Source organism: Leptolyngbya sp. FACHB-671, assembly GCF_014695745.1.
In the GTDB taxonomy this organism is placed as follows: domain Bacteria; phylum Cyanobacteriota; class Cyanobacteriia; order Elainellales; family Elainellaceae; genus JAAUTN01.
Genome location: NZ_JACJOV010000051.1, coordinates 138,095 through 150,922 on the forward strand (window position 1 = coordinate 138,095; position 12,828 = coordinate 150,922).

A 12,828-nucleotide genomic window follows, 5' to 3' on the forward strand; every position below is an offset into this window, starting at 1 on the left:
CAGAGGTTTTTATATGACTGCACAAGATCGAGCTCGTGCCTTAATGATGCGCCACCATCATCTGGTCAAGCAGCGTCAACAGTCTATGCTTGGACGGACGGCGGCTGAAGTGGGACTACCGCCTGAATCAGCTGAATATTGGAACCACATTCAAGGGCAACCTCATCCCACATTCCGAGCCAACTACGATCGCAGCCATGCTTCCTTTAGCTGAGGCCGTTAGACGCTGGGTCAGTTAGGTTAGGTATCGTTTCAGTTTAATTAATTTAAAATGAGTGAGTTTGGGCGTAGGAGCATTGCTTCTGCGCCCAAACTTATTGAGTAAGGGTTGAGCAGAGTTGACCTCGCTGTGTCAAACTGCAAACCTCCCTAGCTCCTAAACCGCAGACTGACGTAAACTAGGCTGCACGTTTATCGTGTGAGTTGAATTTTCGATTCCCGAACATCCTTAGTAGATACAGGAGAAACTATGACTCGCGCAATTATGGAAACTGAGAAGGGCACTATCCATCTCAACCTGTTCGACCAGGATGCGCCCAACACAGTTCAAAATTTTGTTGACCTGGCAGAAAAAGGGTTTTATGACGGACTAACATTCCATCGCGTTATTCCCAACTTTATGGTTCAAGGAGGGTGCCCTCAGGGAACGGGGACAGGCGGTCCCGGATACAAAATTAAATGCGAAATCAATCAAAATAAGCATTTAGCCGGAACGTTGTCGATGGCTCATGCAGGACGAGATACGGGCGGCAGTCAATTCTTTATTTGCCACTCGCCTCAGCCTCACCTTGATGGAGTTCACACCACTTTTGGACAAACTGAGGACATGGATGTTGTGAATGCGATTCGTAAAGGCGACAAAATCTTGTCGCTCAAGATCGAGAAATAAGTTTAGGAGAGGGATTTTTGCAGTTAGAAAACTAGTTTTCTAACTGCAAAAATCCCTCTCCATCCAGCAACGCCTAACTAACAGGGAGACTAGCGATGGCTGATTGGCATGAAATTTCGGGGGGGGTGACGGCTCCGAAAGGCTTTCGGGCGGCGGGAATTGCGGCTGGGCTGAAGCCGTCTGGCGCGGCGGATTTAGCGCTGATCTTGTCGGATGTGGAGGCGATCGCCGCTGGAGTATTCACCACTACTCAAGTCAGAGCAGCTTGCGTCGATTATTGCCGTCAGCGTCTCCAGACCAAGGGCAGCGCTCGTGCCATTCTCTGTAATGCGGGTCAGGCAAATGCAGCAACGGGAGCGCAGGGCTGGTCTGATGCTCAGGAAAGTGCTCAACTGTTAGCTGAGGCATTGGGGATCGCACCGGAAGCGGTGCTGATTGCTTCAACGGGGGTGATTGGTCAGCGAATTAAGATGGATGGGCTACGGGCAGGCGTTCCTAAGCTGGTGGCTGCGGCTTCAGAGGATGGATCGGATCAGGCTGCTAAAGCGATCATGACTACCGATTTGGTGCCAAAGACCATTGCTTTAGAGACGATGTTGGGCGATCGCCCCGTCCGCATTGGCGGCATTTGCAAAGGGTCTGGGATGATTCACCCCAACATGGCGACGCTGTTGGCGTTTGTCACCTGTGATGCGGCGATCGCCCCTCCTTTGTGGCAGGACATGCTCAGCCGTGCTGCTGACAAAAGTTTTAACCAAATTACTGTAGATGGCGATACCAGCACCAACGATACGCTGCTGGCATTAGCGAACGGGCAATCTCGTACTCCTGCAATTACTGAAATGGGGGCAGATGCCGAAAAGCTAGAAGCAATGCTGACTGAGGTGTGTGTGCATTTGGCAAAGGCGATCGCCCGTGATGGGGAAGGAGCGACCTGTTTGGTTGAAGTGCGAGTTGAGGGGGCAAACGATGATCAGTCTGCTCGCCAAATTGCTCGAACGATTTGCGGTTCTTCGCTAGTCAAATCTGCCATTTTTGGACGCGATCCCAACTGGGGCAGAATAGCTGCTGCTGCTGGACGGGCGGGTGTTCCGTTCGAGCAAGATGATCTGAAGGTGCGGCTAGGTAACTTCCTACTTATGGAGCATGGTCAACCGCTTGAATTTGATCGCGCTGCTGCTAGCGCTTACCTGAAACAGGCAGCAGCAGGGGAATACTTAAAGACAGATACAGTTCTAATTTCAGTCAGTGTAGGGACTGGGCACGGATCGGGAGTAGCTTGGGGCTGCGATCTTAGCTACGACTACGTCAAAATCAACGCTGAATATACAACCTGAACTTGAACCAAGTTAGGTGATGGGCAACAGACCTGAATGGGCGATGGGCAACAACTATCTTTCGGTAGAAAATAAACGAAGAGTAATAGGCACAGCCCTGAACATGCGTTAATTTTCTACAAAGTATTGCAGAAGCTCTACTTAAGGTAGAAGGCAGGTTTTGTCTCGGTACACTAAAGCTATTTCTCGCCTTTTAGCTAACTTTCTTTTCAAATATGGATCTACAAGCGATCGCCAGGGGACAAGCAACTTACCCGATCAACAGCGTTCAACAAGACCGTGCTCTTGTTCAGTCTCTCCAACTGTCGCTCAACAAAATGGGTTTTTCAGCCGGAAGCGCTGACGGCATCTGGGGATCACAAACGGGTTCAGCCTACCGCTCTTTTGCCGATTATTATGGGTTTCGAGCAGATGAGCTTTCGCCCAAAGCGGCTTATTTTATCGTCAGTTCCGTAGGAGTGCAGGTATCCACTCCCACCCCTACTCCTGCGCCCCCGCGTCCTTCCCCTACTCCTACCCCGTCCCGTCCCGCCCCCACGCCTACGCCTGTCCCTCAAACAGGTAACATCTTTAGCGAAGGGCTACGCTTTTCACTGCGCTGGGAAGGTGGGTATGTAAATAATCCGTCTGATTATGGGGGAGAAACGAATAAAGGCGTGACAACAGCGACCTATCAGTCTTATCGCAGACGCAAAGGACTTGGGGCTCAGAGCGTTCGACACATTACGGATGCTGAAGTCCATGAAATCTATCGGGATATGTACTGGAAACCTGCTCAGTGTGAGCTAATGGTACGTCCCCTGGCGATCGTGCATTTGGATACGGCAATTAACTTTGGCGTGGGTGGCGCAACGGAGTTTCTTCAAGAAACCTTAGGGATCGGGGTGGATGGTTCCTTTGGTCCAGCCACCAGAAACGCTTTGTCACGGGGCAACACAGCGGCGACTGCCAGACGCTATTGTCAGGCAAGAATTGATTACCGTTACCGCCGAGTCAGCCAAGATTCAAGCCAGCGAGTTTTTCTGCAGGGTTGGCTCAATCGAGACAATGATCTCTTGAGATATATCTCAAATATGACTTAATTGTTTCATCTCGAAATCAACTACCAGTCAGCAACACCGATTCCTGCTTTACTGAAAGAAAGGCAACAGGTTTTTGGGGATGTACACCTACGCTTTTCTTCCTCGTTCTGAGATGCCGCCGGAGCTGCCGGAGGGTATTTTGGGCGACCTTGCTCTAGTCAACGGGGCATATTTGTCGGCTGTGGTAGAGCCTAAGCTTCAGGTTGAGCAACTGCAAAACAGTGATGAACAGCTGATGCAAGCTGTTTTGGTGCATGATCGAGTAATTCAAGAATTATTTCGCCAGACCGTTGTTTTGCCTTTGCGGTTTGGTACTTATTTTGTTTCTCGTGAAGGATTGTTGGAGCATTTAGCAACTCGAAGCTCTGAATATTTGCAAAAGCTGGCTAAATTGCAGGGCAAGGCCGAGTATGTGTTGAAGTTAACGCCTGTGGAGCGATCGCAACCTTCCATTGAATCCGATCTAAAGGGGAAAGATTATTTTCTGGCGAAAAAGCAGCGCTATCAAAGTCAGGCAGAGCAACAGCAGCAGCAGCAAAGCGAATTGGAACAGTTGATGCAGGCGATCGCCCAGCATTACCCCGATTTAGTCCGGTCTGAACCTAAGGATGGAGTGGAGCGAATTTATCTCTTGGCAAGTTTTCTGTCCAGCTTCACGCCTCACCACAGCTTACCGAGTTGGCAGTCCCAGTGTCCTCATTGGCAGTTGAGCCTGGGAGAAGCTTTGCCGCCTTATCATTTTGTGTAAATGAAAGACTAATAAAGACTAATTAACACCAAATCGTGCTTTTGTAAGAAACGGATTCCGCATAAAACAAAAGCGCAGCAACGCCGCGCTTTCACTCAAAACTTTCAGGTTAATCTAGGGCAACCAGTGTGGTCTTAACCCTGCCAGCGGCAAAGGCTGTGCCTCGACTGGTGCAGGAGTGCCATCTGCTGCAAGGACAACAGGAAGAAACCAGAGTTTGCTGGAGGCGATCGCTTTCCCTTCCTGACTGCGAAGCACTCCTGGTTCAGCCCCTTCCTCCGTTTCAGCGATAACCTGGTCAAACAAGATGCCCAGCCCATCAGGTGCAAGGCTCATTTGAATGTCGCGCTGAATGGGCAACAGCAGTAAATTAGTTCGTTGCTTCGTTTCCAGGTCTACGGCAATTAAGTAGGGTTGCTCTAGGTAAGCCTCGGTGGGCAGTAGCTCGGTCATCAGACAGTAAAGGACTCGCTTAGCAGGGTCAAATTCGGCTGAGAGGATTGAGCCGTTTGTACGAAACAACTCTTCCTCAGTGCCCTGATTTGTCACCAGGAAAAGCGATCGCGTTGGATTCTGAGGCTCTACATTAAACCGCACCATTGCGGCAGCGGTGCCATCTCGGCTAAAGCTCATCACCATGCCAAACTGGGGCAAAAAGTCGAGCGGGTCTGCCTGGTCGTCCAGCGGCAGAATTGCCATTCCCTGTCCCTGAGCGATCGCCACAGAACTGCTGTCTGGCGCGATTAAAAAGTCACCTCCTGGCTCAGTCTCTAGCGGACGGGGCGCAGCGTCGGGCTGCAAAATCCATAGCCCAAAGTCGGCTCCAGGATTTTCTCGGCTGACGCGCTGCACGATCACTGTTTGACCGTCGGGGGAAAGGTCAAATTTGAGGTTCTGATAATCTTGGCTGTCTAACAACTGTTGAATTACACCAGCGGACTGCGGCTCAATGGAAGTGGAAGCAGGGTCTTGTCCTCCCAGGCTGTCCGGCGATCGCACCTGAATTCCAGTGGTGACAGTGTAGATACGCTGATCAAGGCTACCTTGCTGCTGGGCAGTGCGATCGGTCGCGGAAAAGAGAATGCGATCGCCGTCTGGATAAGGCTCAAAATCCATCACCACGAGGTTCTCCGGCGTTAACACCTGCTCTTGCTGATGCGTCAGGTTGTACATCACCAATCGTCCCTCTTGCTCGCCCTCTACGCCTAGATACACAAAAGCGCGATCGCGGGTCTGAAATTTCCCTAGAAATGGCTCAATAGCCGTCCGCTCGTCGTCTGAGTTGTCAAAGCGATCGCGGGCACCCTGGAGCCGTACTTCAAACTGAGTGCCGTAAGGCGCAGGTTTTTCGAGCGTGTAGGCCATTCGCCGACCCGACCAGCTAAATTTCCCAGGGAGCGGTGGCTCCAGGCGCAAATTTTCTTCCACACTGGTGCGATCCATCGGGCGGCTGAAGGTCAGCAGAAAAGCGGTGTCTTCTGCCCCAACGTGAGCATTTTGCCAGCTAAAGTCGCGCACATGGGGGGCAGTGCGATCGCCTTTGAGAACCAGCAAGGCGATCGCCAAACCCAGCACCAGCATCAAAACCAGTGCAGTTCGGTCAAGTGGTTGTAAAAGCTTAGGACGAGCCGTGGAATCAGTCATCTAAAGGAGGATTGTTTAACTTGAGCGAATTGCTTAGGTTGAACTAGAAACGCTACTGTAATCATCGCCCGACCAATATAGGAAGATGCCCGATTACTCCACTTTAACAGCGACATTGGTACAGGCGGTTGCAGCAGCCGAGGATGACTTGTCTTTGATGGATGAAAACTGTCGTTCTCGATTTTTGCTTCACCCTAACCCGACGGACAAGGTATTTTTATTCTTTCATGGGTTTACGGCTGCACCTGCTCAGTTTGTCCCAATTGGCAAAACTTTTTTTGAGGCAGGCTACAACGTCTTGATTCCTTTGCTGCCAGGGCATGGCGTAGCTGGAAAGTGGGACAGTGACTCTCCGCCACCCCTGCCGGAAGATCGGCAAATCTATCAGCAGTTTGGGCAAGATTGGCTGCACTGGGTTCAAGATTTGGGGCAAGAGGTGGTTTTGGGTGGACTGTCAGGTGGGGCAACCCTGGCGATTTGGCTAGCGCTAGAACATCCTGAACGGGTCGATCAAACCTTGCTGTTTGCCCCTTACCTTCGCAACAGCAACGTTGTGCTGGACTGGGTGATTCGTGCTCTCAACATCTACTTTGAGTGGAAAAGCGAACCAGGAACGGCTCACTTTGGCTACCCCGGATTCCGAATGCCAGCCCTGCGCGTCTTTTTGGAAATGGGGCAGGAAATCTTCGATCGCGTTGAAACGCACCCCACTGCACGATCGCTCATTGTGTCAAGCGGTAGCGATGCAGCAGTTAGCAATAAAGACTTGCGGATATTGTTTGAATCTATTCGCAAACTCCATCCAAAGTCCTGGTATCACTGCTTTGACAAAGAATTTGACATTCCCCATACGATGATGACCGAGGCTGAAGGCAACGAGTGTGTGGACCTACTGATTGCCGTTGCCAAAGCTTTCATTGAAAGCGATCTGACCTGGAGTGAGGTAAAGGAAATTAGCGATCGCATCACTCAGGGGCGATCGTTCGATGCCGCTGTTGCGGAACTTCGTCTGAGTCAAAGGGTGTCACCTGATCTAATCACGCTGGTTACGCTCAAGGCGGATTGACGGTGTGAGATGGGAAGATCCTTCAAATCTTTACCAGATCATTAAAAAACTAAGAGATTAAGTAGAAAAAAATAAATAAAATGTAACGCAAGGGTTCGGCAACTCGTTTGTCCAGACAGGTGAGGTATTCGCCTTAGATTTGCATATCTACGAACTCGACTATTTAGGGGCAGTCTTCCAGGTCTACAACAGTCAACCTATATCGGTTAAGTCGGAAGATGATGTTAAACAAATCCTACAAATCCCGCCCTCGCAGTGTGCTGTTAGCGCTGGCAGTCTCTTTGCTGGCGGCAGGCTTGAGCAGTTGCAGCCAAGCAGACGAACCCGACTTTGAGCCAGTCTCACCGCCACCACTAGAGATTCCTCCCGTTGACCCGCCCCCCGTGCCCGATAGCGGGGCTGACGTAACTTCCCCTGCTCCTGATGCTTACAACCCGATCCCAACTGCACCCACGACGAGTGATGCAAACCCTTCTCCCTACGGTTCTTTTGGGGTGACTCCGGCAACCCCAGCTCCAAACTCAAGCCCCAATTCAACGATTCCATTTTCTACGGGTGAGCCTGTGATTCCACCACCCAGCAGCGGTATTCAGGTTACACCTCAATCGCCAATGATTCAGTCTGCTCCGGTGGCTCCGGCTCCTGCCGCTCCGGTGCCGTCCGTGCCCGGTGCAGTACCCAACGTGGCTCCGTCCATACCCAGTGCAGCACCAGGAATGCCAAATGCGACACCGGGAGCGCCAAATGTTACGGGCAATCCTGGAATGTACGTGCCACCTGCTTCCACCTTTTGAAGTTGGGGCGATCGCCAACTCTCACCGCTCACTAAGACTCCTGTGACAATCACTGTTTCAAGGGTGAATGGTAGCTGGCAGAACCGCGCTACCATCGCAGGATGTCTAATTTAGATCCACACTTGCACACGCAACCGCTAATCTATAAAGACGGGATACGACGGGATACAAACAGGCTTCACTGAGTCAGCCATGAGCCTGAACGAAGCCCGAAAGCTATCCACAGCAGATTGCTCTGGAATAACAGAACCGACAGCGGGAGTGTGTCAGTCTGTTGCGTATTCTAATTACATATAGGTTGAGCAACGGTGAGTTATGACTTTTTGTGAATATAAACCCGGCTTGGAGGGAATTCCTGCCACTCAATCGAGTATCAGCTACGTCGATGGGCAGAAAGGCATCCTGGAATACCGGGGCATCAACATTGATGAACTGGCAAAGTCAAGCAATTTTTTAGAAACTTCCTATCTGTTGATCTGGGGTGGGTTGCCTACCAAAGATGAGCTAGCAGAATTCGAGCATGAGATCCGCTACCATCGGCGACTCAAGTATCGCATTCGCGACATGATGAAGTGCTTTCCTGAGAGCGGTCATCCGATGGACGCGCTGCAAGCTTGTGCAGCAGCATTGGGGCTATTCTACTCCCGCCGCGCTTTGGATGATCCGGCTTACATCCGGGCGGCTGTGGTACGGCTGCTAGCTAAAATTCCGACAATGGTGGCAGCCTTCCAACTAATGCGGAAGGGAAATGACCCTGTGCAGCCCCGCGATGATTTAGATTATTCTGCCAACTTCTTGTACATGCTCAACGAGCAAGAACCTGACGAGTTGGCGGCACACATTTTTGATGTGTGTCTGACCCTGCACGCCGAACACACCATCAACGCTTCGACTTTTTCGGCAATGGTGACCGCTTCAACGCTGACTGACCCCTATGCCGTTATCGCCTCGGCAGTGGGGACGCTGGCCGGCCCACTGCACGGCGGCGCAAACGAAGAAGTGATCACAATGCTTGAAGAAATTGGCTCAGTAGAAAATGTGCGCCCTTATCTAGACGGTTGTTTGCAGCGCAAAGCCAAAATTATGGGATTCGGGCATCGGGTGTACAAGGTTAAAGACCCTCGCGCCATTATTTTGCAAAACCTGGCAGAGCAGCTTTTTGAGAAATTTGGGCGAGATGACTACTACGACATCGCAGTTGAGCTAGAAACGGCTGTGGAGGAAAGACTAGGGCACAAGGGCATTTACCCGAATGTGGACTTCTATTCGGGCTTGGTGTACCGCAAGTTAGGCATTCCAACGGACTTGTTTACGCCTGTGTTTGCGATCGCCCGTGTCTCAGGTTGGCTCGCTCACTGGAAGGAGCAGCTAGCTGAAAACCGCATCTTCCGCCCCACTCAAATCTATACTGGTGCTCGAAATGCATCCTACGTTCCGATTGAGCAACGTCAATCGACTCACGATCGCGCACTCTTAGCCAGCCTGATTGCGGAATAGCTTTTGACCCTGCCACCCTGTATGGTGGGTCACGCCCCTCTTGTGGATTTTACCGAGGGTTGCAAGAATGCCTTCAGTGACGATTTTCAGGAACTCCAGCCCTCGGACACCCCAGTTTGAGGGTTTTTATTATTTTAAATCTCACTCAGCTTTTTCTCTGAACCAACGTGACTAAGGGGCTTCACCCCTCACTTAACTCAGTGTTTATACAGACAGTTATTACAGTTCCCTTAAATCCTCCTTGGGGAAGAATTGGCGCAGTGTAGAAGCTTTCCCTCGTTTAGCTAATGGACTGAACCGCCATTTCCATAAAAATGTCTTGCGAACTTTGTTCTCCCCCTGACTGTGGTCGTCGTTGACTGTAGTGCCCATCAGGTTGTAATTCCCAGGCGTGGCGGTTGTCTGCTAGCATGACCCCTAAAATTTCCTGCAAATCTTTAGAGAGGTCAGGATCTTCGATAGAGACAACTGCCTCTACTCGTCGATCTAGATTTCGCGGCATCCAGTCTGCACTGCCAATAAAAACTTCTTCGTTGCCCTGATTGTGAAAGTAGAAAATTCGCGAGTGTTCGAGGAAACGACCGACAATGCTGATCACGCGAATATTTTCGCTTATGCCTTCTACACCGGGACGCAAACAGCAAATTCCTCTCACGATCAAATCAATTTTTACACCTGCCCGGGATGCTTCATACAGAGCGGCAATTAGTTTTGAGTCAACCAGGGCGTTCGTCTTGGCAACAATGCGTCCCTGATGTCCATTCTTGGCGTGTTCAGCTTCACGCTGGATCAGCGTCAGGAAGCGATCGCGCAAATTCACTGGTGCAACCAGCAGCTTTCGGTAAGACTGCTGCCGCGAATATCCTGTTAAATAGTTGAACAAGTCGGTCAGATCAGCACCCAATTCCTCTCGACAGCTGAGTAGCCCTATATCGGTATAGATTCGAGCCGTTTTGGGATTGTAATTGCCCGTGCCAATGTGAACATAGCGACGAATCTGCTCTTCCTCCTGCCGCACGACCAAAACAACCTTGGTGTGAGTTTTGAGTCCTACTAACCCATACACAACGTGAACCCCTGCTTTTTCTAGCTTCCGTGCCCAGTTGATATTGTTTTCTTCATCAAAACGCGCCTTTAGCTCAACCAGCACAGCGACCTGCTTACCATTCTCAGCCGCGCTAATCAGCGCCTTGACTATTGGTGAGTCACCTGACGTGCGATAAAGCGTCATCTTGATAGTTAGCACGTTCGGGTCGTGAGCAGCCTGCGTGATGAACCGCTGCACCGTTGCTGGAAAAGAATAGTAAGGATGGTGAACGAGTAAATCGCCCCGACGCAGCACTGAGAAAAAATCTTCTCCATCTTCGATGTCCACGGAACTGCCATCGGCATCTGTCTCACTGATTCGGCGCAGCCGAGGTGGAACTACGGGTATCCAAGGGTCATCTTTGAGTTTAGGAGCAGATAGCTTCATGAAAGACATCAAGTCCTTCATGCCCAGCAACCCCTCGATATTGTAGACATCGTTCTCGACTAGACTCATTTCACGCATCAGTGTTTCTCTCACTGATTCGGGTGTGGAAGCCTGAATCTCCATTCTCACGACCGATCCACCTAATCGCTGCCGTCGCAGCTCTTGCTCGATCGCCTGGAGCAAATCATCTGCTTCATCCTCCTCTACATCCAGGTCGGCGTTACGGGTGATGCGAAATGGATAGTACTCCTGGATATTCATTCCTGGAAAGAGAAACTCCAGGTTGTGAGCAATCACCTGCTCCAGAGCAACACCCGTCCACAAGGCGGGTCGCCCCTTTTGGTGCAGTTGTAGATCAGATGGCAAAGAGACAAATCGAGGCAACACATTAGGCACTTTGACTCTGGCAAAGTGTTCTTCCTGCGTTTCTGAATCTTTTACCACCACTGCCAAGTTGAGGCTGAGATTAGAAATGTAGGGAAAGGGATGCCCTGGATCAACTGCTAATGGAGTCAAAACCGGAAAAATTTGCTCCTCAAAAAAGCGCTGCATGTAAAGGCGCTGTTCCTGGGTTAATTCCATGTAGTCCAGCAGGTAAATGCCTTCTGCTGCAAGCTGAGGACGCAACGCCTGCTCAAAGTGACGATGCTGCTGAGTCACCATGGGTCGCAGGCGCAGGCTAATCAGGTCAAGCTGCTCTTGAGGCGTGCGTCCGTCTGGAGGAAGTTTGCTCACGTTCGCTTCGACCTGTTCTTTTAAGGCAGCAACCCGCACCATGAAGTACTCGTCTAGATTGCTGCCAAAGATCGCCATAAATTTCAGCCGTTCTAGCAATGGCGTTCTGGGGTCAAAGGCTTCGTGTAGCACCCGATTGTTGAACTCTAGCCAGCTCAACTCACGGTTGAAATAGTACTGTGGGTCACTCAGATCTACAGGTGATGGGGTCTTTTTGAGTTTAGGCATAGCGTTGCACATCAGTCTATTGATGACAGCCTACCATTCACCTAAATCAGAGTAGTCAGTCGTCAGCCAGACGTTAATGACAAATCAGCTAATCCTAAATTGGTAAAGCTTGTTACCGCTGGTTAAACATCTCGTCTTCTCTACCGTGCCACCATTCGCCTAAATTCATGACGCTCTGGTGAATGTCGGCTAGTTCACTGGCGTATTCTTCAGGCGAAATATCAGCCCGTCGTTCCTCTAGTTTCTTGAGCCGAAGCTGAGCGAGCAGCCAGGGTTTAAATGTGCTGTCTGTTGCTTCCAGGTAACGGGCTAATTCTTCACTGTTCATTCAATCTGTTTTCAGAATGTTTTCTTACTACTGACGCAATGTGTCGGGAGAAACTTAGCGATCGCCATCAACAAATTACTATAAGCAAGATGGGTACTACCTATTTAGTTTACTGAGTTTGCTTCTGCTTTGCAGTTTAAGTCCAATTTCTTAGGTTGTTTATGGCACATATCCTTCACATTGATGCAAGTCCTCGTGGCGATCGCTCAATCTCACGCACCCTTTCTAAAGAGTTCGTTAACGATTGGAAGGCGACTCACCCAGACGATACGGTGACCTATCGAGATTTGGGACATAACCCTGTTCCCTTGGTGACGGAACCCTGGATTGCTGCGGCTTATTCATCTCCTGAACAACATACACCTGAACAAGCTGAGGCAATTCGGATCTCAGATGAGTTGGTAGATGAGTTTTTGGCTGCTGATCGTTTTGTCTTTGCCTTGCCGATGTATAACTTCAGCATTTCAGCTAGTTTCAAAGCCTACATTGACCAAATCGTACGGGTGGGTCGTACCTTTGCGGTTGATGAGAATGGCTATAAGGGACTGGTTCATGGCAAGAAAGCACTGGTTGTTGCAGCTCAGGGAGGGAGTTATCCAGAAGGTAGCCCTGCTCATTCCTACGATATGCAAACCCCATATTTGCAACTCATTTTGGGATTCATGGGCATCACCGATTTGCAATTCATTCGTGCGGATAATTTGATGGGGGGAGAAGAGGGACGTAACCAAGCGATCGCTAACGCCCAATCTGCACTAAAAGCTGCTGTATCTAACTGGTAATTTTACAGCCAGTCTCTAGACTAAAAATCTCCAACGGCAATACAGGGTCATGTTTTTGTGGGCACGAACTGTATCTATCGCTCCCAAAAACATGACATCAGCGTATCTGTTAACTGGAGTTTAGACTAATCAGAAATTAGCGCAGCTCGTGTTTCAGTGCTGAGCCAGGTTCGAGAGATAGAGTGCTGAACGCTTAGGCAGAGATAGGAGTCGGTTTTCTGCGT

Annotated in this window: 12 protein-coding genes; 9 read left to right on the top strand and 3 right to left on the bottom strand. The window is 50.3% G+C overall.

What is annotated here, in order from left to right; all coding sequences use genetic code 11:
• The first annotated feature begins 13 nt into the window (after nucleotides 1-13).
• From gifA to H6F93_RS04880, 5 genes are all read left to right on the top strand, one after another.
• Nucleotides 14-214: a glutamine synthetase inactivation factor IF7A gene (gene gifA, locus H6F93_RS04860; protein ID WP_190646484.1), complete on the top strand. Its 201-nt coding sequence runs from the start codon at nucleotides 14-16 to the stop codon at nucleotides 212-214.
• Between the two features lie 255 nt (nucleotides 215-469).
• Nucleotides 470-889 (top strand): peptidylprolyl isomerase, encoded by a 420-nt coding sequence (locus H6F93_RS04865; protein ID WP_190679535.1) that lies wholly within the window; start codon nucleotides 470-472, stop codon nucleotides 887-889.
• 95 nt (nucleotides 890-984) lie between these two features.
• Nucleotides 985-2,226 carry a bifunctional ornithine acetyltransferase/N-acetylglutamate synthase gene (gene argJ / locus H6F93_RS04870; protein ID WP_190679536.1) on the top strand — a complete coding sequence of 414 codons (1,242 nt, stop codon included), beginning with the start codon at nucleotides 985-987 and terminating at the stop codon, nucleotides 2,224-2,226.
• 215 nt (nucleotides 2,227-2,441) lie between these two features.
• Nucleotides 2,442-3,308: a glycoside hydrolase family 108 protein gene (locus tag H6F93_RS04875; RefSeq protein WP_190679537.1), complete on the top strand. Its 867-nt coding sequence runs from the start codon at nucleotides 2,442-2,444 to the stop codon at nucleotides 3,306-3,308.
• A gap of 79 nt (nucleotides 3,309-3,387) precedes the next feature.
• A complete protein-coding gene (locus H6F93_RS04880) occupies nucleotides 3,388-4,056 on the top strand; it encodes a GvpL/GvpF family gas vesicle protein (protein WP_190679538.1) in 669 nt (222 codons plus the stop codon).
• Between the two features lie 114 nt (nucleotides 4,057-4,170).
• On the opposite strand, the gene H6F93_RS04885 is transcribed toward H6F93_RS04880, so the two are convergent.
• Complete coding sequence (locus H6F93_RS04885; RefSeq protein WP_190679539.1) at nucleotides 4,171-5,700, bottom strand: TolB-like translocation protein; 1,530 nt, start codon at nucleotides 5,698-5,700, stop codon at nucleotides 4,171-4,173.
• Between the two features lie 85 nt (nucleotides 5,701-5,785).
• On the opposite strand from H6F93_RS04885, the gene H6F93_RS04890 reads away from it, so the two are divergent.
• The 3 genes from H6F93_RS04890 (at nucleotide 5,786) to H6F93_RS04900 (ending at nucleotide 9,057) form a co-directional block, all read left to right on the top strand.
• Nucleotides 5,786-6,766 carry an alpha/beta hydrolase gene (locus H6F93_RS04890; protein WP_190646490.1) on the top strand — a complete coding sequence of 327 codons (981 nt, stop codon included), beginning with the start codon at nucleotides 5,786-5,788 and terminating at the stop codon, nucleotides 6,764-6,766.
• 218 nt (nucleotides 6,767-6,984) lie between these two features.
• Nucleotides 6,985-7,560 (top strand): hypothetical protein, encoded by a 576-nt coding sequence (locus H6F93_RS04895; protein WP_190679540.1) that lies wholly within the window; start codon nucleotides 6,985-6,987, stop codon nucleotides 7,558-7,560.
• Nucleotides 7,561-7,875: 315 nt separating this feature from the next.
• Complete coding sequence (locus H6F93_RS04900; protein ID WP_190646492.1) at nucleotides 7,876-9,057, top strand: citrate synthase; 1,182 nt, start codon at nucleotides 7,876-7,878, stop codon at nucleotides 9,055-9,057.
• A 280-nt stretch (nucleotides 9,058-9,337) separates the two neighbouring features.
• On the opposite strand, the gene ppk1 is transcribed toward H6F93_RS04900, so the two are convergent.
• Together ppk1 and H6F93_RS04910 are read right to left on the bottom strand one after the other, a co-directional pair.
• Nucleotides 9,338-11,494, bottom strand: coding sequence for a polyphosphate kinase 1 (gene ppk1, locus H6F93_RS04905; protein WP_190679541.1), 2,157 nt, complete (start codon nucleotides 11,492-11,494; stop codon nucleotides 9,338-9,340).
• Nucleotides 11,495-11,606: 112 nt separating this feature from the next.
• On the bottom strand, nucleotides 11,607-11,822 hold the full coding sequence (locus tag H6F93_RS04910; RefSeq protein WP_190646494.1) for a hypothetical protein: 216 nt from the start codon (nucleotides 11,820-11,822) through the stop codon (nucleotides 11,607-11,609).
• 161 nt (nucleotides 11,823-11,983) lie between these two features.
• Between H6F93_RS04910 and H6F93_RS04915 the strand changes: the two genes are divergently transcribed.
• Nucleotides 11,984-12,604, top strand: a complete 621-nt coding sequence (locus tag H6F93_RS04915) for an FMN-dependent NADH-azoreductase (protein ID WP_190679542.1) — start codon at nucleotides 11,984-11,986, stop codon at nucleotides 12,602-12,604.
• Nucleotides 12,605-12,828: the final 224 nt, after the last annotated feature.